The 26482-nt window shown below is 43.0% G+C and carries 21 protein-coding genes; 12 read left to right on the forward strand and 9 right to left on the reverse strand.

Going from position 1 to position 26482, the window contains the following annotated elements; translation table 11 throughout:
- Positions 1–81: 81 nt before the first annotated feature.
- The 3 genes from FQ082_RS00430 to nirB form a co-directional block, all read right to left on the reverse strand.
- A complete protein-coding gene (locus FQ082_RS00430; protein ID WP_149491620.1) occupies positions 82–762 on the reverse strand; it encodes a hypothetical protein in 681 nt (226 codons plus the stop codon).
- A gap of 126 nt (positions 763–888) precedes the next feature.
- Positions 889–1296, reverse strand: coding sequence for a nitrite reductase small subunit NirD (nirD, locus tag FQ082_RS00435; RefSeq protein WP_149491621.1), 408 nt, complete (start codon positions 1294–1296; stop codon positions 889–891).
- 45 nt (positions 1297–1341) lie between these two features.
- Positions 1342–3951 carry a nitrite reductase large subunit NirB gene (gene nirB / locus FQ082_RS00440; protein ID WP_149491622.1) on the reverse strand — a complete coding sequence of 870 codons (2610 nt, stop codon included), beginning with the start codon at positions 3949–3951 and terminating at the stop codon, positions 1342–1344.
- A gap of 559 nt (positions 3952–4510) precedes the next feature.
- Between nirB and FQ082_RS00445 the strand changes: the two genes are divergently transcribed.
- The 5 genes from FQ082_RS00445 to cobA all read left to right on the forward strand — a co-directional run bounded on the left by FQ082_RS00445 (position 4511) and on the right by cobA (position 13916).
- Positions 4511–6022 carry a NarK family nitrate/nitrite MFS transporter gene (locus tag FQ082_RS00445; RefSeq protein WP_149491623.1) on the forward strand — a complete coding sequence of 504 codons (1512 nt, stop codon included), beginning with the start codon at positions 4511–4513 and terminating at the stop codon, positions 6020–6022.
- Between the two features lie 2 nt (positions 6023–6024).
- Positions 6025–8076, forward strand: a complete 2052-nt coding sequence (locus tag FQ082_RS00450; RefSeq protein ID WP_149491624.1) for a bifunctional protein-serine/threonine kinase/phosphatase — start codon at positions 6025–6027, stop codon at positions 8074–8076.
- A gap of 80 nt (positions 8077–8156) precedes the next feature.
- Positions 8157–9587, forward strand: coding sequence for an NAD(P)/FAD-dependent oxidoreductase (locus FQ082_RS00455; protein ID WP_149491625.1), 1431 nt, complete (start codon positions 8157–8159; stop codon positions 9585–9587).
- Positions 9584–12877, forward strand: a complete 3294-nt coding sequence (locus tag FQ082_RS00460; protein ID WP_149491626.1) for a molybdopterin-dependent oxidoreductase — start codon at positions 9584–9586, stop codon at positions 12875–12877. Before FQ082_RS00455 ends, FQ082_RS00460 begins: the two co-directional genes overlap by 4 nt.
- Positions 12878–12986: 109 nt before the next feature.
- The gene (gene cobA, locus FQ082_RS00465) at positions 12987–13916 is read left to right on the forward strand and encodes a uroporphyrinogen-III C-methyltransferase (RefSeq protein WP_149491627.1); all 930 of its coding nucleotides are present in this window, start codon (positions 12987–12989) and stop codon (positions 13914–13916) included.
- 58 nt (positions 13917–13974) lie between these two features.
- On the opposite strand, the gene FQ082_RS00470 is transcribed toward cobA, so the two are convergent.
- Positions 13975–14859 carry a LysR family transcriptional regulator gene (locus FQ082_RS00470; RefSeq protein WP_149491628.1) on the reverse strand — a complete coding sequence of 295 codons (885 nt, stop codon included), beginning with the start codon at positions 14857–14859 and terminating at the stop codon, positions 13975–13977.
- Positions 14860–15032: 173 nt separating this feature from the next.
- On the opposite strand from FQ082_RS00470, the gene FQ082_RS00475 reads away from it, so the two are divergent.
- Together FQ082_RS00475 and FQ082_RS00480 are read left to right on the forward strand one after the other, a co-directional pair.
- Positions 15033–16172, forward strand: coding sequence for an alkene reductase (locus tag FQ082_RS00475; RefSeq protein WP_149491629.1), 1140 nt, complete (start codon positions 15033–15035; stop codon positions 16170–16172).
- A 172-nt stretch (positions 16173–16344) separates the two neighbouring features.
- Complete coding sequence (locus tag FQ082_RS00480) at positions 16345–16560, forward strand: hypothetical protein (RefSeq protein WP_083759467.1); 216 nt, start codon at positions 16345–16347, stop codon at positions 16558–16560.
- Positions 16561–16818: 258 nt separating this feature from the next.
- Here FQ082_RS00480 and FQ082_RS00485 read toward each other — a convergent pair whose 3' ends face one another.
- A complete protein-coding gene (locus FQ082_RS00485; protein ID WP_149491630.1) occupies positions 16819–17754 on the reverse strand; it encodes a LysR family transcriptional regulator in 936 nt (311 codons plus the stop codon).
- Between the two features lie 98 nt (positions 17755–17852).
- On the opposite strand from FQ082_RS00485, the gene FQ082_RS00490 reads away from it, so the two are divergent.
- From FQ082_RS00490 to FQ082_RS13095, 3 genes are all read left to right on the forward strand, one after another.
- The gene (locus FQ082_RS00490; RefSeq protein WP_149491631.1) at positions 17853–18287 is read left to right on the forward strand and encodes a DMT family transporter; all 435 of its coding nucleotides are present in this window, start codon (positions 17853–17855) and stop codon (positions 18285–18287) included.
- A gap of 8 nt (positions 18288–18295) precedes the next feature.
- Positions 18296–18757: a DMT family transporter gene (locus FQ082_RS00495; protein ID WP_149491942.1), complete on the forward strand. Its 462-nt coding sequence runs from the start codon at positions 18296–18298 to the stop codon at positions 18755–18757.
- Positions 18758–19197: 440 nt separating this feature from the next.
- On the forward strand, positions 19198–19326 hold the full coding sequence (locus FQ082_RS13095) for a hypothetical protein (RefSeq protein WP_262498105.1): 129 nt from the start codon (positions 19198–19200) through the stop codon (positions 19324–19326).
- Positions 19327–19336: 10 nt separating this feature from the next.
- On the opposite strand, the gene FQ082_RS00500 is transcribed toward FQ082_RS13095, so the two are convergent.
- The gene (locus tag FQ082_RS00500) at positions 19337–20257 is read right to left on the reverse strand and encodes a glutaminase (RefSeq protein ID WP_011513663.1); all 921 of its coding nucleotides are present in this window, start codon (positions 20255–20257) and stop codon (positions 19337–19339) included.
- Positions 20258–20781: 524 nt separating this feature from the next.
- Here FQ082_RS00500 and FQ082_RS00505 point away from each other — a divergent pair.
- Positions 20782–22110, forward strand: coding sequence for a hypothetical protein (locus FQ082_RS00505; RefSeq protein WP_149491632.1), 1329 nt, complete (start codon positions 20782–20784; stop codon positions 22108–22110).
- A gap of 64 nt (positions 22111–22174) precedes the next feature.
- On the opposite strand, the gene FQ082_RS00510 is transcribed toward FQ082_RS00505, so the two are convergent.
- A complete protein-coding gene (locus FQ082_RS00510; protein ID WP_149491633.1) occupies positions 22175–22672 on the reverse strand; it encodes a GNAT family N-acetyltransferase in 498 nt (165 codons plus the stop codon).
- Positions 22673–22840: 168 nt separating this feature from the next.
- Entirely contained in the window at positions 22841–23533 is a 693-nt protein-coding gene (locus FQ082_RS00515) for a thiopurine S-methyltransferase (RefSeq protein WP_149491634.1), read from the reverse strand.
- A gap of 578 nt (positions 23534–24111) precedes the next feature.
- Between FQ082_RS00515 and FQ082_RS00520 the strand changes: the two genes are divergently transcribed.
- Entirely contained in the window at positions 24112–24711 is a 600-nt protein-coding gene (locus FQ082_RS00520) for a DJ-1/PfpI family protein (protein WP_133104372.1), read from the forward strand.
- Positions 24712–24996: 285 nt separating this feature from the next.
- Here FQ082_RS00520 and FQ082_RS00525 read toward each other — a convergent pair whose 3' ends face one another.
- Complete coding sequence (locus tag FQ082_RS00525) at positions 24997–26376, reverse strand: PLP-dependent aminotransferase family protein (RefSeq protein WP_149491635.1); 1380 nt, start codon at positions 26374–26376, stop codon at positions 24997–24999.
- Between the last annotated feature and the right edge of the window lie 106 nt (positions 26377–26482).

A 26482-nucleotide genomic window follows, 5' to 3' on the forward strand; every position in this document is an offset into this window, starting at 1 on the left:
CAATAAAAAATCCAGTGCTAAATACTTAACACTGGATCAATAAGACCAATCAATCAAAGTACCAATTACTCAAAGTACCAATCAGCCTTGTAGTTGATCAATCATACCTTGGTATTTGTCTTTTTTCTCAGCAATCTTACTACGCTCTTCTTCTGCATTGTCTACCGATCCTTCATAGTCTGCCACTTTCTTATCAAAAGCTTCTAACTCGGCAGTTTTGGCATCCAAAAGTCTGTTAAGCATAATAGCAACCGCTTTTTCAGAAACGTCAAGCGTCATATTAGAAGCTTCAGACGTAAAATCATCTTTAAGCTTAGCAGCCCATTGGTAGATATTAGCTATCGTCGCACTATGCTTATCTTCATGCTTGTCTTCATTTTCAGAATCAGGCTTATCTGCTTCATCAGATTTCGATTCTTTTTTGTCAGAAATAAAATCATCTTTGAGCTTAGAAGCCCATTGATAAATGTTAGCTATCGTTGTGCCGTGCTTATCTTCTTTATCAGACTCATCTTCTTTATCAGAGTTGTCATTTTGATCCTCTTTATCAGACTCATCATCCTTACCAGACTTAGTTTCTTCATCAACTTCATAGTCTTTGTCAGCATTGTAATCTTCAAAATCACCGTCTTCGTAAACGACAGTATCACCCTTTACCACTTCTACGCCTGTTACCGCATCATTTGAAGGCGTTGTCGCTGCACTCTCAAGAGACTCTAAGGCATTTTTAATGTTATCGTTATTAGTAGACTTGTCAGACATGATCTATGATCCTTTTAATGGCATTAAGTGAAATATATTTACCGCCAATATTATGCCAGTACAATTTTTTATTCAGTATCTTAATGTAAATTACATGTTTCAATTTGCTAAAAAGACGGCTACGCCTTAAACAACTTCCATTTCTAATAGTGTTGTAGATGACGCTTCTAACTGATCATATTTTATCACCACATTATTACTTTCAAGACTGGTATCAAGCTCAACATGGTAAGTAGCAAGCGTGACACTTGTATCATCCAAACATTGACCGGTGGCAAGGTTAAATCTCTGCTTATAAATAGGGGAGGCCACATACAGTACCGCTTCATCAATGCCAGCATCGTTGGTAACAGTAGTACCACCAATTAACCCTCTAGATAATACGTTGGCCTGACTAAAGGGGTCATAGTTATCGAGTGCGAAAAGTTTATTGTCTTTGGTACGAAAAATTGCAACTTGTTTGCCCTCTATCAGTGCACAAACACCAGTCTCAGGGAGGATATCTTCTAATTTACAAACGGTATACTGGTTCATTGGGCGATCCTTATTCGTATATGATCGGAAAGTGTTAAACGTTGATTAAGCCAGCTCGGTCACTAAGATTTTAGCTTTTTCACTATCGGTCGCAGGGCGAATTTGCTCGCGCTCGGTGACAAAGACCACATTGTCATCCCCTTGCTCACTATTGACGAAGTGACGGAAACGTTTGAGCTTTTCGCTATCGGTTATGGTGGCTTTCCACTCACACACATAGTTGTCGATCAGCAGTTGCATCTGCGCCTCTAGCTCATCAGCGATGCCTAAACTGTCTTCAATAATGACCGCTTGTAAATATTCCAATCCGCCATCTAAGCTCTCGCGCCATTTTGAGGTACGCTGGAGTTTATCTGCTGTTTTTATATAAAACATGATAATACGGTCGATGTATTTGATGACCGTGTCGCTATCAAGATCGGTGGCAAACAGCTCGCCATGACGCGGGGTCATACCACCATTACCACAGACAAATAAATTCCAACCATTTTCGGTGGCGATAATGCCAAAGTCTTTGCTTTGTGCCTCTGCACACTCGCGCGTACATCCGGACACGCCCATTTTTATCTTGTGCGGTGAACGCACCCCTTTATAACGATCTTCTAATCTTAGGGCTAAGCCGACACTGTCATCGACGCCGTAGCGACACCAGTTATTACCCACACACGATTTAACCGTTCGCAGTGACTTACCATAAGCGTGACCAGTCTCAAAGCCAGCTTGCACCAATTGTGTCCAGATATCGGGAAGTTGGTCTAGACGTGCACCAAATAAATCTACGCGCTGACCACCTGTGATTTTGGTATATAGATTAAACTCCTTGGCGACTTGCCCAAGGATGATTAGCTTATCGGCTGTAATCTCACCACCCGGCACACGAGGTACCACCGAATAGGTGCCATCTTTTTGTATATTACCCAGATAATAATCATTGCTGTCTTGTAAAGGCGTCAGTTCAGGCTTGAGCACATAATCATTCCAGCATGAGGCCAAGATAGAGGCTACCGTAGGTTTGCAAATCTCACAACCATGACCGTTACCATGCTCATCCAACAGAGCATCAAAGGTTCTAATACCATGAACACGAATCAAGCTATAGAGCTCTTGACGGGTATAGGCAAAGTGCTCACATAAATCATTATTGACCTCAAACCCGAGGGTCGTTAACTGGTAGCTTAAAGTGTCTTTCACTATAGGCGCACAGCCACCACATCCTGTACCTGCACTGGTACAAGACTTCACTTCAGCAATGGAGTACGCACCGTTTTCAACCGCCGCGCAAATAGCCCCTTTGGTGACGTTGTAGCATGAGCAAATCGTTGCACTATCTGGTAAATTTTCTATACCCATTTTCGGTTTTTCAACGTTAGGTAGTATGAGGCTTTCAGGGTGGGCAGGTAGGTCGATGTCGTTGAGATATAGCTGTAATAGATTATTATAGTCTTCGGTATCGCCGACCAATACCGCGCCAAGCAAGCGTTTGTTATCAGGCGTCGTGACCAGTTTCTTATAAATGCCCTCAGCAGGATTTTGGTACAAATAGCTCAAGCTGTCCGCGCTGTTTCCATGGGCGTCGCCAATACTACCAACATCGACGCCCATCAGTTTGAGCTTGGTGCTCATATCAGCGCCCGTAAAGGTTTGCGAATGATCTCCTGTGATTTGTGCTGCGCAGATACTCGCCATGCTGTAGCCTGGTGCTACTAAGCCAAATATCTTGTTATCCCACACCGCGCATTCGCCAATAGCGTAGACATGCGCGGTATTGGTGCGGCATTGTTCGTCAATTAAAATACCACCTCGTGCACCTATCTCAATGCCGCACTCAGGATTGTTTTTGATAATGCCATCTTGCGGACGAATACCCGCACTAAAGACGATCATATCGGTATCAAGCGAGGTATCATCGGTGAATTGCATGGTTAAGTGGCACTGATCTTCACTGGTGTTATTCCTGTTTTTTGACAGGGCATCGGTATTGTCGATAATGGCTTGGGTATTCTTGCCCGTTAATACTTTGACCCCAAGGGCTTCAATTTTTCGTTTTAAAATCTCACCGCCAGCAGCATCAAGCTGAACACCCATCAGTTGTGGGGCGAACTCTACAACATAAGTCTCTAACCCTAAAGTGACTAGTGCTTTTGCTGCTTCAAGCCCGAGTAACCCTCCGCCCACAACCACGCCTTTCTTTACTTTTGGTTGCTCAGCGATGGCAAGAATGTCATCCAAATCAGCAATGGTGCGGTATACCTGGCAATGCGGATGTTCACGTCCTGGAATGGGTGGTACAAATGGATAGGAGCCTGTTGCCAGTACCAGCTCACCATATTCAATCCGCTCGCCAGCTTCAGTGATGATGTATTGATTGGTGGTGTCAATATCTACAATACGCTGGTTCAGGTGCAATTGAATCTGGGCAGATGCATAGGCGCTTAAATCAACCAAGTTGAGTTTACTAACATCTTTATGCTCAAAGTAGCTCGATAAATATACCCGATCGTAAGCGGGACGGTCTTCTTCAGCAAACACATGAATCTCAAACTGCTCATGTAACCCTTTTTCTATGGCGCGCTCAATAAAATGATGTCCAACCATACCGTTACCAATCACCACCAACTTAGCTTTACCTGCCTTACTCACTATAGTGCTACTCATGTAATTATCCTTAGTCATGGGTTTGTCTAAATAGTGCTTACAGTAATTACATCTTCAATAACTGTGCCAAGCACCGTTATATAGCGCCATATCTTTAAGCGAGAGTCTCATCACTACAGACGAAAAACCTGACGATGACAGTGTATTTCCTAGGCAGCGTGGTATGTGTGAGGATATAAATAGCAATGATAAATAAAAAAGTCTTTTCTCATTAAAAGTGAGGATATAAAAAATGGATGCACCAAAATAGATAAAACCATGCACCAATTTGATTGTATTTATGGCAGTCAGGGTTTTTCATTCATCTCGATAAAATTAGCGTTTGTATATGGTTATTAAATTATGAATGACCTTGTAATAGCTGCTTGGAAGTCACCTATAGCAAAGCATGAACGCTTTTATCAAAGCCGAGGTTTTATCTGTATAACGAAGCTGATAGCGGCAGCTGGCACAGCCATTGCACCCCCTTAAATGCTCTAACTGGTCAGTTCGTTCAACATAACGTGTTCTTACGGCTTTCCATGTTAGCCCTGAATTTTACTATTTAAGGAAACCGCTTATGTCGTCATCGCCATCACCGAGCCCTGCTGCACCAAATAAAAACAAGCTCAATATTCTCTCTTTTACTGGTAAAAACCAGATACTCCATCTTGGATGGATGGCTTTTTTTCTGACCTTTTTTGTATGGTTTAACCACGCACCATTCTTATCTGCCATCGGTGAGACTTTGAGTTTGACCAAGGACCAAGTCAAAACCTTGTTGATACTAAACGTCGCTTTGACTATTCCAGCTCGAGTCATTATTGGCATGTTGACCGATCGTTTTGGTCCGCGCCTCGTCTATACCGCTATTTTGGCTATTGGCGCTATTCCTTGTTTTACCTTTGCCTTTGCGCAAGATTACAACACGCTGGCACTGTCCCGTTTTTTCTTGGGCTTTGTGGGTGCAGGGTTTGTGGTAGGCATTCGTCTAATGAGTGATTGGTTCCCTGCAAGCGAGTTGGGTACTGCTGAAGGTATTTATGGCGGTTGGGGAAATTTTGGTTCTGCTGCTGCGGCGCTGCTGTTGCCAACAGTAGCTATTATTGCTGCTGCTATATTTGGTGGTGATGAAGGATGGCGTTATGCGACGGCCACCTCCGGGGTGGTGATGATGCTCTATAGTGTGATTTTTTATAAGATGGTGCGTGATACGCCTAAGGGTGCGACGTATTTTAAACCCAAAAAGTCTGGCGCCATGATGGTGACCTCAACAGGTGACTTTTGGCTGATGATGGCGTTTAAGCTGCCAATGTATTTGGCGTTAGCGCTTTTGGGATGGAAGTTATCACCCGCTGGTGTCAGCTTACTCAGTCAGGCAAGTGTCAATATCGTCTACATCGGATTGGTTATTTTATATATTTATGAGTTTGTGAGTAGTTATCGCTTTAATAAAGAGGTATTTACGACTCCTGTGCCAAAAGCGCATCAATATGATTTTAAGCAAGTCGGTATCTTAAATATTTTATACTTTGCGACCTTTGGCTCAGAGCTTGCCGTAGTGTCTATGTTGCCGCTTTTCTATCAAGAGACATTTAATCTATCAATTGTGATGGCAGGGGTTTTGGCATCTAGCTATGCGTTTATGAACTTGATGTCGCGACCGGGCGGCGGCTGGCTCAGCGATAAGTTTGGTCGCAAAATAACGCTGCTGATTTTGACCGCAGGTTTGGCTGTTGGTTATTTATTAATGGGTATCGTGGATTCAACATGGCCAATTGCACTGGCATTATTCATCACGATGTTTTGCTCTTTCTTTGTACAAGCGGGTGAAGGTGCTGTGTTTGCGGTTATTCCACTGATCAAGCGTAGCATGACCGGACAATTTGCTGGCATGACCGGCGCTTATGGCAATGTTGGCTCGGTTGTTTATTTAACTGTATTGAGTCTGGTCTCTTATCAAGTATTTTTCATGGTGATTGCCGCGACCGCCGTCGTTGGCTTCTTTGCGCTGTTCTTTTTAAAAGAACCTGAAGGTGTCATCATCGAAGAGATGCCCGATGGCAGCTTTGCCCAAATACAAGTGAGCTAAATATGCAAATGAATGAGGCACTGTGGCAGCTTGATTTTCATAGCATGCAAGGGCGCAAGTCTGAAAATCAAGACAGCTTGCTGATAACAACATGCTTGCCGTATGGACAGTTTACAGCAACCATCAACGGCGGTGTTCAGTGTCCTCATGCGCCTTTATTGGTGCTGATGGCGGATGGTGTCAGTGCCTGTCAGTTCCCCAAACAAGCCAGCCAATTGGTGGTCAACACTGTCACGCACCATCTTACCTTAGCACTTAAAAACGGGGCACTTAAAAATGAAGCGCTTGAAGAGATGGTATTGGCAGAGAACAAATCGCAATCAGCAAACATAGACTTTGATGACAATCAAGTTGCCATTTTGATTCGGGAGGCGGTCAATAAAGCCAATGACGCCCTCTATTTCCCGCAAGTCTATGAGCGCGTGCCACCACTATTATCCACCTTATCAGGCCTGCTGTGTATTGGCGACCGTATCCATCTGTTTCATACAGGCGACTCACGTATTTACCGTGTCGGTTTAGAGAGTATAAAAGTGCTCAGTAAAGACCACCGCATTCATCATGGGCAAGATAAAGGCGCGCTATCTGCCGCTATTGGCGCGGATACGATGGTCGAGCTCCAGCAGTCCGTATTTACCTTGCATCAAAATGAATGCTTAGCACTGATGACAGATGGCGTCTATGAGTCTATTGCAGCGTCCGATCTCCAGTTTGAGCTATGTTCAGCAGTAAAGGCGCTGTGTCAGCCGAGTCAAACGATAGATACGACGGATAACAGCTCGAATGACGGGGCAGTGAATAGTCTTAGCATCAGCCAAAGCATATGCGAGCAAGCGTTTAACGAGGGCAGTCATGACAATTTGAGTATGGTGATACTCGGTATGAATGCGCAAGCGCTCCATAAGCAAAAGACAGCCAATAGCGCTCATACTAAGAACAATAGTAATAATAAAAATGCTAGCCTGCATGATGCGATGCCTCACGACATCCATCGGTATCAGTTATTAACGGGCTTAGAAGTTGGGGCGCGGATTGATAGTTTTATTGTCAAGCATATTATAGCCCGTACTGCTCGTAGCGAAGTATATCTAGTAGAGGATGAAAACCATCATCTATTTGCACTAAAGTCACCAAGCCTTAGTACTATTGCCGATGGTCATTATCTGCGCGAATTTTTAAAGGAGCGTAAAATTGGTTTGAGCTTATCTAAGCATAGGCGGGCGGGCGAGCCTGCCTATAATCAAGCAGATCCTAATAACCTATCTAGCGACAGCAGCCTTACAGGCATCAGCAGTATAAAACCCTATCTAGACGCAAGCTCAGCGCTTAGTGCTTCAGGGTTGCTACGCTATTACCCCATACCAGCCAGCAGTGCATATCTATACCATCTCACAGAATATATTGAAGGCGAAAGCCTAAGAGATTTTATGGATCGTCATGCGCCTTGTGATGTGTGGCAGACCTATGATTTGTTAACCAAAATAGGCATGGCGGTTCGGGTGATGCATCGAAACTATCTATTGCATCAAGATATCAAGCCGGAAAACATCCTATTGACCACATCAGGCGCGGTCAAATTGATAGATTTTGGTTCAGCCAGCTCTTCCATACTTAAAGACAGTACGCGACCACCGAACGGTGATTTGCACTATGCTGCACCAGAATATTACACCGATGCACCAAAAGGTGTGCATTCTGATTTATTTTCCATAGCGGTGATTGGCTATGAGCTGCTAACAGGTGAGCTGCCATTTAGCTCGCAAGCGTTGATGCATTCACATCAAGCAAATCATACCTTAACCCTACCTACTCAATTATTACGTCAGTACCGTGTACCTGCTGCCAGCCAGCAAGCGCTAATGCGTGCGCTGCTTGCTAATACCCAAGCTCGCTATCAAGCAATTGGTGAGTTCTTACAAGATTTTAACCCTGAGAATCATAATTATATTAGCGACCCTGAGCCGCTCATCATACGCAACCCATTACTGGTATGGCATAGCATTTGCTTTATTCAGTTTGTGCTCATTTTTTCGCTGTTGGCTTATTTCTTATAAGTGCAGGCTTTAAGCACAAAAGATACTCTGACACGCCATTTAATTAATGCTGCGCGTTGCGGCTAAGGGATTTTTTGCTCATGTCATCAGATAGATCAAAATTAACAATACAGACAACGTCTTATGCTCATTCAAATGCGGGTATTGTCATTATTGGTGCTGGCATGGCAGGCAGCCGTTTTGCCATTGAGCTGGCACGTGCCCAGCAGCAAAGGAAGTCGCCAAATAACCAAAGACCATTACCGATTACCCTTATCAGCAAAGAGACAGAGGTCGGCTACAACCGCATTATGCTATCACCAGTGCTGGCAGGAGATAGCGCCTTTGAGGATACTTATTTATACCAGCAATCAGATTATGAACAGTTGGGTATTGTTGTCTTAGCGGGGATTGCTGTTACCGCTGTGGACACCAAGCAACAGTCTATTAAGCTTGATAATGGACAGACACTGGTGTATGCCAAGCTGGTTATCGCTACAGGTTCAAGCGCTCGAGTCATCCCTTTTCCCAATCATGATGCGACAGGTGTGCATGTGTTCCGAGAAGTAGCCGATGTAAATGCTTTAATTGAATATGCGCGCCAAGGGAAAAAAGGTCTAGTAATTGGTGGCGGGGTGCTAGGGCTAGAGGCCGCCTGCGCGCTGGCTTCTCAAGGAGCAGATATGACGGTCATTCATGTAGACAGCTATGTTCTTAACAGGCAGCTTGATTTACCTGCTGCCCAGCTACTGCAAGCTGAGCTGGCTCGTCGGGGCGTAGGTGTGGAGGTCTCTGCTATTACTGATTGTATTGCGGTCAACGACCAGCATGAGGTGCAAGGCTTATCACTGAAGGATGGACGTACCTTGCCGGCAGATTTTATTGTGATGGCAGTCGGGGTGATGCCCAATATAGCACTGGCGAGAGACAGCGGTCTTGAAGTCAATCGCGGCATCATTGTGGATGATTGCATGCACACGAGTTGTCCGCATGTCTACGCAGTTGGCGAATGCATAGAGTTGGATGGTGAGCTATTCGGTATGGTGGCACCTGTTAATCAGCAAGTGGATACCTTAGTCTCTGTGCTAAAAGACACTCGACTATCGGGCGACAGCTTAGGCTCTAAAAAGAACTGGCAGCCTTTTCGCAGTACACCGCTGTCCTTAAAGCTAAAAGTATCTGGCATCAGTGCCTTTTCAGCAGGGCAAGTCGACTTTGATGACGAGGAAGCGGCAGCTATCGAAACCATCACTTATCAGCAAACCAGTATAAATCACTATCATTGCCTCTATCTTAGAGACAATAAGCTTATCGGCGCTGTACTCTACGGTGAGGTCAATGAGGGCAGTTTCTATAGCCAGCTGATCAACAGCCATAGTGATATCGCGCCTATAAAAGCGGATTTAATATTTGGTGAGGCTTACTGTGATTTGGAGAAGGTAACGACAGATAGTGAGGTTATCGGAGACATAGATAACGATAGCGATTTAGATTTATTAAGCGCAGCAGACATAGTAGGAGCGGCGTCATGAGTGAAGTGATCTTGAGTAATAAACCGAATGCTAGTCAAGAATTAGAAAGTCGTATACGTCGATCTGATCGCAAATCTAATAACAAATCTGATGACATATTCAATCCTTCAAAAACGGCTCTTATTGCCACATATACTGAAGAAACGACGTCCATCATACGTACCACTTGTCCTTACTGCGGGGTAGGGTGTGGCGTCTTATCCAGTGTCGATGCGGCAGGGGTAGTGAGCGTAAAAGGAGATCCTGAACATCCTGCTAACTTTGGTAAACTATGCTCAAAAGGCGGTGCGCTGGCACAAACATTGGGCAGTGAGCGACGCTTAACTGAGCCTTACTATCAAAATAAACTGGCATCGATGGCACAACAGCAACCCATAACTTATGACTCTCATGCTTATAGCGCTACCGCAGTACTGAACAACCTAGCCTCTACCGTGCCTACCGATTGGAATAACGTCTTAGATGATATTGCCACGCGCTTAAACGACACTATTGCTAAGCATGGTCGCGACAGTATTATGTTTTATGTCTCAGGGCAGCTGCTCACTGAGGATTACTACGTTGCCAATAAGTTTATCAAAGGCTTTATCGGTAATAATAATATCGATTCCAACTCACGCCTATGTATGTCATCAGCGGTAGCAGGACACAAACGTGCCTTTGGCGCTGATTTGGTGCCTGGTAATTACGAGGATTTAGAGTCCTGCGATTTATTGGTGCTGGTGGGCTCAAACATGGCATGGTGCCACCCTATTTTGTTTGGACGTTTTTTGGCCGCCAAAAAAATTGATCCCAGTAAAAAGCTTATTGTCATTGATCCGCGTCGTACGGACTCTTGTGAGTTTGCTGATTTGCACTTACCAATAGCCGCAGGCACCGATACGCATTTATACAATGGGTTGTTGCACTATCTTAAGCAGCAAGGTTGTTGCGATGAGCGTTATCTCAAGCAATGTAATGATGTCGATCTCGCTTTGGAGGCTGCCAAGACGTGGAGCATCGACAAAGTCGCTCAAGTATGCAAAATCAGCGCTAACCTCATACGCCAGTTTTATCAGCTAGTCGCTGCCAATGACAAGACAGTGACCGCGTTTAGTATGGGTGTTAACCAATCAAAGAGTGGCACCGACAAGGTCAATGCCATTATCAATAGTCATTTGTACACCGGACGCGTAGGAAAAGTAGGCGCCAGTCCGTTTTCACTTACTGGTCAGCCAAACGCCATGGGTGGCCGTGAAGTCGGGGCGCTGGCTAATTTGCTGGCGGCACATTTAGATTTGAGTAATAGTGTTCATCGTCAACTGGTGGCTGACTTTTGGCAGGCACCGCACTCTATTGCGCCAGAGGTTGGCATCCAAGCTTGTGATGCTGCCGACGCTATCTTAGATGGGCGTATCAAAGCCATTTGGATTATGGCGACCAATCCAGTCGTGAGCTTATCTGAAGCGGATAAATTTCGCCGCGCATTAGCAGTTTGCGACTTGGTGATAGTCTCTGACTGCTCGGTAGACAGTGATACGGTTAAGTGTGCTGACATTGTATTGCCAGCCCAAGGTTGGGGTGAAAAGTCAGGCACAGTCACCAACTCTGAGCGGCGCATCTCACGCCAACGTGCTGTAAAGCCTGCACTCGGTCTTGCCAAACCTGACTGGTGGATACTCTCGCAAGTGGCGAGGCGTATGGGGCTATCAGGGTTTGATTATGACCATCCTAGTGAGATATTTAATGAGTACGTGGCGCTCACTGCTTTTAAGAATGACCCTAGTCAATCAGCATCGAAAAACAATCAACCACGCTATCTCAATTTGGCTAAAGACCTATCAATGCCAATCCTAAACCGTTCTGACTATGAGGTAATGAATCCCTTTCAGTGGGGCGGTGCTCGTATTACACCCACTCAAGTAAAACTCATTGCTATTACGCCTTCAGATAGTGCTAGCCTGCCTAATTTTCATCACTTCCATCAACATCAACGTCGGCAGAAGTCGAATAAGAGCGATGTCAAGAATAGAGATAAGCGGCATAACATTGACTTCAACCCATCAACCGTGAATCTACGCCTGATTACGGGCAGACTACGAGATCAATGGCATACCATGACACGCACAGGACTGGCGCCGCAGCTCAATCAACATGAATCTGTGCCGACGCTGACTATCCATCCTAATGAAGCCAAACAACTCGGTGTTGAAAAGGGCGACTATGTGCAGCTACATCCTCGCTATGAGCAGATCCTGCCGAATAGTGAGGCGACAACTATTGATACTAATAATTTTAGTACAGATACGGATAATAAGAATTTAGCGCAAAAAGTTTTAGCGCAAATCGCCATCAGCGATAGTATGCGTGTTGGCGATGCTTTTATGCCTATGCACTGGAGTAATGCCTTTGCTAGCTTTGCACGGGTAGGAACACTCATCCCGACTGTGGTCGATCCATATTCAGGGCAGCCTGAGCTAAAAAACTCAGCGATTCGCATGAGCGCCGTGCCTATGCAGACACTTGGCAAGATTATGGTGCATCCTGATTTGCAGGACACCATATTAGTGCACTTGCGTGCGATGACTGCTCATTTTAAGAAGGAAGCAATAGCGGGTGAGTCGCAAACAGCGTCTATAAAATTTGAGTTAAATGGTGCAGGTTTGTCTCTCTCACTACCAGCGCTGACATGGAGTATCAGCAGGCAAGCCAATAGTGTGCTCATTACTCTTGCCAGCCCAGCCGAGCGCACAGCTAGGCAGTTGCTTGACCCTAAATTTTGGCAGCAGTTTATCGATGACTATCAAAAGTCTGTATCAGACAAGTGGTTGACTGGCAATGCCGAAGATACTCTGAAGGTTAATAGCGCTTTCACCTTGAGTAAACCAGAGAAGCAACTACGCTTTATCTCGACTCAGTCGGAGGTGAGGAGTGAAGCATTAAACCATATACCAAGTCCTTTAGACTCTGCAATACCGAGTGATCAGCTGCTATTAGCTATTTATTTTGCACCAAAAGTGATGTATTTGCCTAGTACACATTGGCTTGACAGCTGCTTTGCCAGTACCGATGCCATACCAGTACAGCAGCGCTATAAATGGCTGCTGGCAGGTCGTCCAGCTACCAGCTATATCGATCCAGGTCCGTTAGTGTGCTCTTGCATGGCAGTCGGAGAAAACATCATTATCAATGCAATCACCAAGCAGCAGTGTCATAGCGCACAATCAGTGGGCAAAGCGTGCCGTGCTGGTACCAATTGCGGCTCGTGTGTGGGTCAAATCAATGAGCTTATTGAGGAGTATGCGTCATAGCTGTCTTATAACTTCCTTATAACCGCCTTATGAAATACAACCAATTGATCAATATGGCATAGGGCTTGCACCGTATATTGCACTAACAGCATCATTAGGAGTCACCGTCATGACGGATTCATCTGCCTTTATCGCAACACTACCTCCAAACGATTTATCTAATAAAAAGTGTGTCGTCAATGCGCTAAATACGCCATTAAACAGAGCAGCTGCAAAAGTAGGCACTGTGCATTTAGTCGGTGCAGGCTCTGGTGATCCTGAGCTGCTCACACTAAAAGCTTTGCGAATCATGCAGCGCGCTGATGTGGTGCTTTACGATAGCCTAGTCTCAGAGGATATCTTAGATATGTGCGAACCAACAGCGGAGAAGATATTCGTCGGTAAACGCCGAGCCAATCATGCGCTGCCGCAAGAAGGCATCAATGAGCTGCTGGTCAAGCACGCGCTGGCAGGTAAAACAGTTGTAAGACTCAAAGGCGGCGACCCTTTTATCTTTGGGCGCGGCGGCGAGGAGCTTCAAGAAGTGGTGCGCCATGGTATCTTTTTTGAATCTATCCCTGGCATTACTGCCGCCAGTGCCGCTGCTAGTAGTGCAGGTATTCCATTGACGCATCGCGACTATGCGCAGGCAGTGAAGTTTGTAACGGCATATAAGAAATCAGGAGCGCCAAATAATAACTATGACGAGCATTTAGATAGCACCCAAACGGTTGTTTTTTATATGGGATTGCATCAGCTAGATGAATTGACTGAAGGGTTGATAGCAGCGGGACGAGATAGCGCGACGCCTTTTGCGGTGATTAGCCATGCCAGCTTGCCCACACAGCAACTGCTCATCGGCACGCTTGGTAGTATCGCTAAGCAGCAAGCTGAAGCGAAATTGCCAACGCCCGCATTACTGATTATGGGCGATGTGGTGACGCTATATCATGAATTTGCAGACTACAACCTTGGTGCATTTGGTAAGCGTGCAGTCTGCAATATTAAGCAATCCATCACCGATAAACATCTTATACCTACTTTTGAGAATGTTGCATAAAATATAGGGTTAGTCTAAATGCTCAATAAGATAACTTTAAGACAGGCTAATCCTATAACTATAAATTTCGTAATTGCTCAATTAACCAGCGATGTATACCACTGTCACTGGTACGTGGATGCCATGCTGCGATTACCTTAAAGGTAGGCGGTAATGCTGCTACCTTCAGCTCTTTAACTTTATTATTTGGTAGTAGTCGCGCAGGATAAAAGGCAATCATATCGGTGGTGTGTAGGATATCTGGCACGGCTGAAAAGCTAGGAACTGACATCACAATATGGCGTTTAAGCCCTTTTTCTGCAAACCAGTGATCATGCGATCCGCGCAAATTGGCACGTGAAGGCGATACCACCAGCTGCGGGTGTGCGGCAACTTGCGCCAGTGTGAATATCTCTGTTGCAAAGGTGTTTTTGTAACCCGTCACACATAAATGCTGTTCTTCAAATAGCGTCACATACGATAAATTATCAGGGATAAACTCTGGAAAAGTAATCAGTAAATCAAGTTCGCCTGCCGCAATGAGCTGATTGATATTGTCTGAGGCAAAATCTCTCACTATCAGCTTTAAATTAGGCGCTTCACGGCGCGTAATATTAAACAACTGCGGTAATAATGCCTGCGTCGCATAGTCGGTTGCACTAATCGTAAAGACGCCTTTGTAGGTTTGCGGCGTAAACACTTCTGGCTCTAACAATACTTCCAACTGTTTTAATATCTCGTCAATCGGTTGCCGCATCGCTAGTGCTTTTGGTGTTGCCACCATGCTATTGCCTTGACGAATAAACAAACGATCATCAAACAAATCCCGTAGCTTACGCAACTGCTCACTAATCGCTTGTTGCGTCAGTCCCATTTTGCGCGCAACTTGCGAGAGGTTTTGTAGATCAAGCAGCGCCTGCAAGACTCTAAGCTGCTTAATGTCGAGCCGATTCATACCATTCATAACTCATACCATTAATAGTTGTATCTTAAACAATAAGTGGTTGTTTCTAATTGTACCCTCAAAACGCTATGCTGACCAACATTGCTTAAGTAATCATTAGATTGGTTATTAAGCATAAAAACAGGCCAAATACATTCAATAATAAGCCATCAGCTGCTTTAAAAGAGATATTTATGACACAAACCATTCTAAATACAAGTACACTATTTTCCTCTGTAGAACTTGGGCCTTATACGCTCAAAAACCGCATCGTAATGCCGCCATTGACACGCTCTCGTAGCACGCAGCCTGACAATATTCCTAATGACTTAATGGCAAGCTATTATGCACAGCGTGCGACAGCAGGTTTTATGGTGACGGAAGGTACGCAGATTGAGCCAAGAGGCCAAGGTTACGCGTGGACACCCGGTATCCATTCGCAAGCCCAAATTGAAGGCTGGAAAAAAGTCACGCAGGCAGTACACGCTAAAGGCAGTATTATTTTTGCGCAGCTGTGGCACGTTGGCCGCGTGTCTCATACCAGCTTACAACCAAACCAAGCTCCGCCTATCGCTCCATCTGCCATTACTGCCACTAACGTTAAAGTATTTATTGAGACAGGTCCAGGCGAAGGCGCATTAGCCGACCCAAGTGAGCCACGGGCACTGAGCACAGAAGAAGTGGGTGAGCTGGTCGCTATGTATGCGGCAGCGGCACGCAACGCATTAGAAGCAGGTTTCGATGGGGTAGAGCTACACTGTGCCAATGGCTATTTGGTCAATCAGTTTATCTCTGAGCATAGCAATACACGTGATGATCAATATGGTGGTTCGTTGACCAATCGTCTGCGTTTTTTAAAAGAAGTAGTCGCCGCCGTCAGCGAGGTGGTTGGCGCTGATCGTTTAGGCGTACGTTTTGCGCCTTTATTTGCCAGCACAGATGAGACTCGTGTGTACCTAGGTTTAGTAGAAGCAGACCCTCATCATACCTATATTGAAGCGATTAAAGTACTTGAACAGGCGGGCATTGCTTACTTATCCATTGCAGAGGCTGACTGGGATAATGCGCCTGACTTGCCAGAGCCTTTTTATCAAGCCGTCAGAGCTGAGTTTTCAGGACGTATTATTTATGCGGGTAAGTACACTGTGCAGAAGTCGGTCGATATATTATCTAAAGGTTATGGGGACTTATTTGCTTTTGGTCGTCCTTTTATTGCTAATCCCGATTTACCTGAACGCATAGCCAATCATTGGCCACTCAATGAGGCAGATCCTGCCACGATGTATGGTGGCACTGCCATTGGCTATAGTGATTATCCTCGCTATCAGGAATAGCAAAGCAGCTGAGCATTGAATGAGATAAGGCCATTAATACTAATGGCCTTATTTTTTATTTATAAATTTGGGATTTATTGGGTATTCACAAACAGTCAATCATCAAGCGACAATTATTGTTTTTGTCGCTTAAATATTTTTCTTTTATCATTTTATCAATAGGTAGCAGGCAATGAATCAGAATACTAAAGACAGACTTATACGCATATTAGTAGGATATGTCGGACTTTATCCGACGCTCTTAATCGTATTAACGTTATTAAAGCCTGTAACTCATGGTCTAAGTCTGCCAGTGGTGGTATTGATTGAAACCATAATACTCGTGCCGTTGACGCAGATGGTGTCATTTCCACTAGCAGGCTGGCTCATTGAGCGCTTAAGAAGATAACAATCGTTGCTCTTTGCCTAGTTTGGATATGGGTTTTTAAGAGTATTGATTGAGATGATAAATGATTGATGGCACGGGTAAGTTTATAAACCAGATAATTGAGTTGGTTGGATTTCAGTCGGATATTAAAAACAGCACTCTATAATAAGGAGGAAAATAAATGGTTCATAAACCTTAATATCTGACTTAGACTGAGTACAACAATTCCCATTTATTATAGAGTGTGCATGGATACTTATTGCTTTAAATTCTTGTTTTTTAATTGAGTTGCCAATAAAGAGGGTGACCATAAACCTTGGCAAAATAATCAATTAATGCTCTAACATTTAGAGAGACATGACGAGTATGAGGGTAAATAGCTGCGACATGTTGAGGTGTGGTTTTCACGGCTGCATTATAATCAGGTAGTAGCTTGATAAGCTCACCGCTCTTTAAATACTCACCGATGAGCCAATCTGGAAAAAGCACAATTCCCATACCTTTGAGTGCAGATACCAATAAAGATTCTGCATTATTGGACATCAGTAAAGCGGGTGCTAAGAATGGCGTCCAATCTTCACTTTCTGTTTTAAAAAGCCAACGATTGGGTCCTGTTGAGCCTTTATATACTAAGCATTTATGATGTGTCAGATCTGCTGGCACTTGCAATTTACCGTGCGTGTTTATGTACGATGGAGAAGCGGCAAGATGATAGGTTTGCTCGCCAAAAATACGCGCATGAAAGGCGGAGTCATGTAAGGTGCCAATTCTAAAAATAACGTCTGTTGCATAATGATGAGGATCAATAAAGTCATCCGTTAAACTCAAATCTATCTGTAATTTAGGATACTGAGCACTAAGCTGTGGCAGCCAAGGTGCGATATGTCGTTGTCCAAAAAATACGGGAGCGTTGATTCTAATTAAACCACCCGGTTCTAACGTCCTGTCTTGAAGCTCCTGCTGTGCTGCACTCATGCTCTCGGTCATGGATTTTGCATAGCGCATAAACACACGGCCCGCTTCAGTCGGAATGACGGCGCGTGTATTACGGTAAAAAAGCTGCTGTCCCAGTGAGTCCTCTAACTGCTTGATAATACGTGACACTTTAGAAGCCGAGACGCCTTCTTTTCGAGCCACTACAGAAAAACTCTGAGCGTCAAAAACCTCTATAAAAAATAATAGTGTTTGTATATTGATGGTATCTACCGTATTCATTTGTGCAACTTATGCAAAGGTCATTTTCGTATTATAGCGTTTTTTAATGGGTATACATTGCTGTAAGCTGCAGCGTATTGCTCATTAAGGATTTTTTCATGCAAATTTTATTGATATTCATTGTTGTGTTAGGCGGCATGGGGTTGTCTGTTGAAGCAGGATTACTTGGGCCTTTAGGGAGTCAGGTAGGCGAGCTGTGGGCAACATTGAGCATTTTTGGTGTTGGCTCTGCTTTAACATTCTTTTTGATGCTGTTTTTTAGTCCGCGAGACAGCCCTTCCTTTTTCTCACAGCCGCCTTTACTACTGGTTGGTGGTATTTTAGGGCCTGTTTATGTTGTGGTATTGACCGTGGTGACGCCTGTTATTGGCATTGCGCTGACGATGATTGGGATATTGGCTGGGCAAGTATTTCAGAGTTTAATCATAGATCATTATGGTTTATTCGAAACCATGGAACGAAAAATAGACAGCAAACGAATTATCGCTTTATTTTTCATTATTGCCGCACTTGTTTTTATGGCAAAAGGATAACCTAAATGATGCTTATTTTAATGATTGTATTAGCAATAATTGGCGGCGCAGCTTTGAGCGTTCAAGCGGCATTAAATGGTCGCCTTGGCGGCAATGTTGGCGTATTTAAAAGTGCCTTTTTAACCTTTTCTGTGGGTGCAATAGTAACTGCCTTGCTCATTTTCTTTTTTGAGCCAAATCATACCGTTACTTTGATGGATGTTCCTAAGTGGCAACTGCTTGGTGCCTTATGCGGTGTGCCTTACATTGTCATTATGGTGGTTGCGGTCCAGCGTATTGGGACTGCTGTAGCAACGGTAGCGGTTATTTTTGGTCAGCTGAGTATGAGTGTATTAATTGATAATTTTGGTTGGTTAGGTAATGAGGCGATTAGCCTTTCAGGCAGTCGAATAGGTGCTTTGGTTTGTTTGGCAATTGCGCTTTATTTTATTTATGCTAGCAGCAAGTCTGAACCTAAAGAGGCTCAGTAGTGAGCTATGCTGAAGAAATTGTAGAAACTAATATGGGAGGTTTTAATCAGACAGCTCGATCATAATGACCCATGCTGTCGATTTTATAGTCATTAAGTTCATATCTAACACTAGCAGTTCGATGCTTGTATAGCGTACCGTTGAACTAATCGCAGATCATTATGGTATTCCGATTAATTAGATTTTGTTAATGCTAGTGCTTACATTTAGCTAAAAATACTGGTAAAAAATCCAAGCCTAAAGGCACTGGTTCATGGATTCAAACGCTCCCTAGGCAACCTATCTTAAATATTTCTGAGCCTCTCTTTTAGATACGGCTCAATTAAGTCTAGAAGAATAGGAACTTTATAAATACCAAGTCAGAATGTATAGAAAAAAGGATGTTCTATACACGTTTGGAAGACACAAAAGACGATATAAATATATCCTAAGGGAGTATCATGGACGCAAACGTGGATCAGAGTATCCGTTTACCAATCCCTAAAATGGCATCGCTACTATCAGGATGTAATACCGTCCGAAAAAGCGACGTTATTCGCTGGATTGATAATCAATTAAAAAAGCGTTAAGGGATCGCTTTCAATTCGAAAAAACTGACCAGCCCGTTTTCTGTACCAGCAGCTCTAATGCCTTTGACCCAAGTTTGGAATTTCCTACGTGATCAAGCCCTGGTGACCAGACTGCGATTGAGCCTTTACCTGGCGCTATCGTCAAAATACCGCCACCAACACCACTTTTACCCGGTAGCCCGACACGGTAGGCAAATTCACCAGCGCCATCGTAATGACCGCACATCATCATTAAAGAGTTTATCCGTCGAGATTGCTGTGCATTAATCACTCGTATCCCTGTGTGTTGATTAACACCATTAGACACTAAAAAAAGACCAGCACGGGCTAACTGCTCACAACTCATTGCAATCGCGCATTGATGAAAATAAACACCGAGCACCTTATCCACATCGTGCTTTATATGACCAAAGGACTTCATAAAGTGTGCTAAGGCGGCATTTCGATCTCTGTGATCCATTTCAGACGCTGCCACTTTATGGTCAAAACGGATAGAATCATCATCGGCAATAAAGTGTACAAACCGCAGAATTTCACCCAAGGTTTCTTTCGGCTCATGCCCCATCATAATGGCATCCACCACGGCAATCGCACCAGCATTGATAAATGGATTACGCGGTCGACCCGATTCAAACTCCAATACCGTGATCGAGTTGAAGGGATCACCAGATGGCTCACGACCAACATGGGTCCAAATCGCATCACCTAACTTGCCAAGACCGATGGTTAAGGTAAATACTTTGGAGATACTTTGGATCGAGAATAGGGTGCTCGCATCCCCTGCTACATATACCTGCCCGTCAGGTGTCGCTACGGCAATACCAAACTGGTTCGGATCGACATGTGCCAGTTGCGGGATATAATCTGCCACTTTTCCACGATCGGTTTCAAGGGCCATCTCTGCGGCAATATCATTAAGAATCTGTTGCATATGAGTTGGGTAACCGTATTTCTACTGCGTTGTTGAATAATATAGTGATTTTAACTGAATAAAAGGTGATAAGGATGTAAATATTATATTTTAATTCAGGTCTATTGAACTGAATTGCACTCAGATTCTCGGAGATTATTGTGACCGTGAGCATAATCTCACAGTCATTTCAGTTTTTTTGCATAAATAATGAGTGGGGGTGCTCCGTATTATCAGTTCAGGGATACTTATTTTCACCCTCTAAAGAGGTACTAGATAAATCCATGTCTACATTTAATGTAGTAAATAATTACCAAGAGGTTATTAAATCTATTGATACAGTTGATATATTTCGCCAATCTCATAGATATAAACTTAGGGATTTTTAATTTAGTCAAATTTATCAATCCTATCGTAGGTTCTGCATAGATAGTACTATACCTCTAAAAGATAGTAAGACTATTATATGTCAGCAGAGTTGACACCAGTAAGAAGTCGTTACTTGCTCAATTACTGTGTTTAGACCTTAAAGGATGTAAATAAATTTGATCTATAAAATTATCTCAAACCAGCATCTGCGTATGGCATTGCTATTTTTACTGATTCAGCAAATTATTGTTGCGTCATCAACGTTTTTTATTGCTCGCCTTGCACAAAGTCTGACCGAGGACACTATTTCAATTTTGTATATGGTGCTATTTGCCCTCTCTTTAGTAGCGGTTTATGTGCCTGCATATTTTTGTGTCACTAATACAGAGCGCGCCAAGTACGATGCTCATAAGCTGTACAATGATGATTTTCATACTGTCTTTTTAGGCAAGACTTATTTGTTATCTAGTGACGAGTTACAGAGTACGGCAACGACAACGCTCGCTCAAGAAAGCAACTACACCCTTGAGACAGCTATTGATAGTATTTTTGATATTTCAGCGTTGGTACTCAATGTCTTATTTAACGTGTTGGTCATTGCTTGGTTTTTAGATGGTACGTTACTGCTTGGTTATGCAGTAGGTATTATTTCTGCCTCCATATTTGTGCATTTCAGAAGACACGCTTTAAAAACGGCTGCCAAAACAGATCAGCAATCACGGCTGAATTTAACCGCTAAACTTTTTGACAGTTGGGATAACGTCGTTATTTTTAATAAGCATAATTACACGCTCTATAATCATATTGTTCAAAAAAGCTTTGCGATAGCAAAGAATAATAGCGTTAAATCCACATCGATACAGCATATCAATTCAAGCTTAGGCATGATCATACTTATGCTGCCAGTCTTTCTGGTCACTGCTTTTATCTTCAATAAAAACTGGCATGATGCTGCGACGATGGCGGTACTAATTGCCACGCTGCCAAGACAAATTCAGCTATTGCAAATGTGCTATGCCTTGATTGGTTACCATACAAGTATTGGCGTTATCAAAACGATGCTAGATGGTATTTTAGAGGTCTTACAACCTACCGCTGTCAATTTAGATAACTATATTCAAGCAGACCAAATACGTGTGCAGCAAACAGGGGATATTTTTGATTCAACACAACTACCAAAGCAAGGTAGAGTAACGTTGGTTGGTAATAATGGCGCTGGCAAATCTTGTATGTTGCTCAAGCTCAAAGACCACTACCAAGAACAGGCTTACTATTTACCCGCTAAGCACAATTTGTATTTCAATTACAGAACAGACAAAGCCCATAGAGGTTCAACAGGACAACAACTCATCAAACAAATCCAAGAAATCAGAGAGGACGACCAAAGTAGGATTGTCATGCTTGATGAATGGGATGCCCATTTGGATAAAGAGAATACTCAAATCATAGATCAGTATCTTGATGAGCTTGCTCAAACAAGACTTGTTATGGATGTTAGACATTGATTTCAAAAGCGCTTAATCTCCTCATAGCTTGCTGAACATATGTTTTTAGTCATAGTGAAAATTGTTAAGACATAAATCGTTTCATTAAAACCTCATCAGTATATTGCCCATTATCTTTCATTGCCTGTGTTTCTATACCATAAGTTTCAAAACCAAATTTTTTGTAAAGATGAATCGCAGGCTTATTATCATCGGCAACAGTAAGTAAAATTTGCTCTACATGTTTTTCACTATATTCTATGATTGCACCAAGTAAGATACTTGCCACGCCTTTTTGTTGAAACTCAGGTTCAATGAATACACTCGATAAAGATGCCTTATGAGAAAATTTTATTCCATTCTCTTGTGTTAAGGTTGCTAAACCTATAATTTTATTTTTCTGATAAGCGCCAAATACAGTTGAGCTTGACAAACAATCTTTGAAAAAATCCAATGGTTTCTCTACTTCTGCTATATAAGTGGATCCAAACATTTCGGGAGATTTTTCCAAAGCTGAAAGTCTGATAGTTCTGAAATCGTTAGACTCATCTACGCTCAAAATTTTAATCTTAAGGTTTAACATATGATGACCTTGAATATTAGCTTCTACGAGTTATTGTTTGCTTTGATTAAAAGCTTTATTGGTTTTAAAGTAAAATTTTAATATCAATCTTACCCGAAATACTCTTTACTAAAACAGCAAAAATTCTAGATAACTTCTTGATTAGAAAAGCCAGATGTAGATTAGGGATTAATTTTTAGATAGTAAGGTATAGACAAGACGATATCCTGAATCACCTGCGGTAGAAACATAGTCTACTTTCTCTTGTGCGATCAAGTTTATCTCATAATACTCAGCATAATATTGTTCAAGTTGAGATCGTGTCACTAAGAAAGGAGGTAAGTTTTTATGATTATCGTTGCGCTGCTTTTCGCCGTCATAAGCAAAAGATAAGAGAAGTTGGCTTGCTTTATTACTAAGCGCCATCAGTTTCTGTGTATAGCGTGTACGTAGATTATCAGGCTTCGTATCTGGAAGCGCTACTAATGCACCACGATCATAGATAGCATCTATTATTCCAATATCAATAGGACTTAAATCAAAAATATCACCCACCCAAATTTTGAGAGTTTGTCCTTCGTGTTCAGCTTGATAACAAGTAAGATTAGGAATAGTTGAATGTGGTGATACTGTCGCTTGCAAATCAGTTTCGGCAAAAAACTGTATGACTGCTATTTCTGACAGCTCAACACCAATAACGTCAAAACCCTGACTGGTAAACCATAGCATATCCACGCTCTTACCGCATAAGGGCACAAAAACGCGACCATTTTTAGGGGTGTTGAGTGCTTTGAAATGATGTACTAGCATGGGATTTGGTTTTTTCTGAGTAAAATTAGTTTGGCTCTTTTGCCATGCATTTTTCCAAAATTCAGGAGTCATAAAGTTAACCTTTATTGTATTAGACTGAGTCTGCCTTGTTATTTTACTATGGACACCTCTAAGCTGTCTCAAGATGTATCCACTTTGATAGAATAGATATGAATGTCAACTGATGCGCCACTTACTGATAGGGTGTTTCTTAAGTAATTTTCTTCAATATTTTATAATAGTTCTCAAGCAAACTCGATTTTTTGCCTGAGTAATTGCTATGAGCCTATCCATAATCTTGCCAATGTCTGCCTTTGCTTTAGCGGTTTTGCTGGCAGGTAATGGCTAATTTATTCAACGCTGCGGGCGTCTGTCCATCAAGTACCAATTTTTTATTATCAAACGTGTGCATCAGAGTAGATAAGTATTCAATCATTTGTGTTTGCTTAAATATTCGAGCACAGTTTAAGTTGAGCTAAAACAAATCTGCTGAAAATAGAGTAGGGGTTGTCGCAGGACTTAAACAGCTAAGAACGTCAAAGGCTGATGCGATGGCGACGTTGGTTGAAAAGGTAAATGAAGATTAAGCTTGATTATAAGGTTATGAATGAGCGATATTTAATTTGATAAAATCAACTCAAGGACACACCATGACATCGATACGAACCGTTGGCATATTACTTTTTAACGAAGTCGAAGTATTAGATTTCGCAGGACCTTTCGAGGTGTTTTCATTGGCTGAAAATGATAGCAGTGATAAGCATTTTGATGTAATTACCATTGCCGAGCAGCAAGCGCCAATATCTGCTAGAAATGGTTTAACTGTTATACCGGATTATAGCTTCGACAATCATCCCACTATCGATGTTTTGGTTATCCCTGGCGGTTATGGTGCTGAAAAGATCGAAATAAATAATCCAGTAGTTATTGATTGGATTATCTCTCAAGCAAAGATTACCGAGTTAACGCTATCAGTCTGCACCGGTGCCTTGCTATTAGCAAAAGCTGGATTGCTGGCTGGCAAGTCTGCAACCACTCATTGGATGGATTTGGACAATTTAGCATCCTATCCTAATATTGAAGTTATCGCGAATACCCGTTTTGTCGATGCCAGTGACGAGACTACTAAGTTGGTAACATCAGCAGGAATAAGTGCAGGTATTCATGCCAGCCTCTACTGTGTAAAGAAGTTACTAGATAGTCAAACTATGCAAACAACTGCAAGACGTATGGAGTTTGATATAGGTTAAAAGCGTTAATAAATTTGGCTAACAAACACCGCGGCATAAAGAGCTTGGATCTTGCATTATCGGCTGCAGTGTTACTTTGAAGTGACCCGAGAGAGTATGGTCAAGATAGTAACGAATGAATGGGCGTGATGGAATCTAAAATGAACTTAGTAACTATCCTAAATCTGTCCAATCACCTGCTGAGATAATAGAATGTGGCCACCAATATATTGGAGACAATAACGCATGGTTAGCAGCCATATTGGATAATTTATCAAATATATAAAAACTTCTAAGTATTGTTGGCTATACCAACGCTTGAGCCAACACTTTAAATATACGTGAATCTGTAGCTTGTGCCACATTAAAACGCATAAAGTTCTCAGCGTTTTTTGATTGACTAAAAGCATTGCCTGGTGCTAAGACCACACCTTGTGACAAACAACGATTTGCCAGTTCGGTTGCACTATTATTATCTGGCAAGCGGCACCAAAGAAACATCCCTGCTTGTGGTAGTAACCACGGCACAATTCCTAATTTTGCCAAGCGTGGCAGCGTTTGAGAACGTGCGCTTGCAAGTCGTGTATGAATCGTACTCATATGTTTGCGATAACCGCTATCCGTTAACGCTGATAACACAACTGCTGCTGCCAGCTGACCGCCGCCAAATCCAGTCGCTATTTTCAAGTCAAGCAAACTCTCAATCCATTCATTCGGCGCGGCTATATAACCGCAGCGCAAAGATGCCGATAACGTTTTAGAAAAACTACCAATGTAAAATACGCGTGATAAACCGTCTAATGCTGCAAGCCGTGGCGCAGGTTTGACTTCAAAATCAGCAAAAATATCGTCTTCAATAATATATAAACCAGCGGCCTGTGCCAATTGCAGTATTTGGTACGCCGTAGCATGCGATAAGGTTGCACCGGTAGGGTTATGGATGGCGGCATTGGTAATATATAGGCGCGGTTTGTGTTCTTCCAAAATTTTTGCAAAGGCATCTATATCTGGACCACTTGGCGTATAAGGCACGCCAATGACTTTGACTCTATGAGCACGCAATAGCGCTCGAAAATTAAAATAACAAGGGTCATCGACGACTACCGTATCACCTGCGGTCAATAAAAAGCGAAGGATTAAATCTATCGCTTGTGTGCCAGACTCTGTCAGCATTACTTGTGATGGTTCGGCATTGATTCCCAGTCCTGCCATACGCCGTGTCAGTAATTGGCGTAACGCGGGCAATCCTAGCGGCGTTGCATACTCGCTGATAACGGTAGCGTCACCTCTTGCCGCATGTCGTAAACCGCGGCGCATACCCTCCACAAACAACCAATCTGGTGGCAACCAACCACAGCCGGGTTTTAGTACATTATCAGATGGCTCAAGCGATTGCCGCGACACCCAGAGTGGATCTATTGCGCGATCAAGATTGTGCCCTGTTTCTGTTAATGAGAGCGGCGCTATTGACTCTGCCACATAAAACCCTGCGCCAGGACGTGAGTAAATAATACCTTCTGTTTGCAAGCGCTCGTAGGCCTCCACTACCGTTGATGGTGAAAACCCGTAACTGTTTGCTGCGGCCCGTACGGAGGGCAGGCGTGTTCCGGGCATATAGACGACGGTTGCTATCTTTTCTTTAACGTCAGCCATGACGACTTCAATTCGTGTTAATTGATGCTTCATATTTTTCAAGTGAACCCATGAATATATAAATTCGATAGAAGAGCTGTATGGGTTTTATATGCCAAACAGTTCTGTCTAATTGTACTGGATTGTATATAGATAACCT

Origin of the sequence: Psychrobacter sp. ANT_H56B (assembly GCF_008369245.1) — a bacterium.
Taxonomy (GTDB): domain Bacteria; phylum Pseudomonadota; class Gammaproteobacteria; order Pseudomonadales; family Moraxellaceae; genus Psychrobacter; species Psychrobacter cryohalolentis.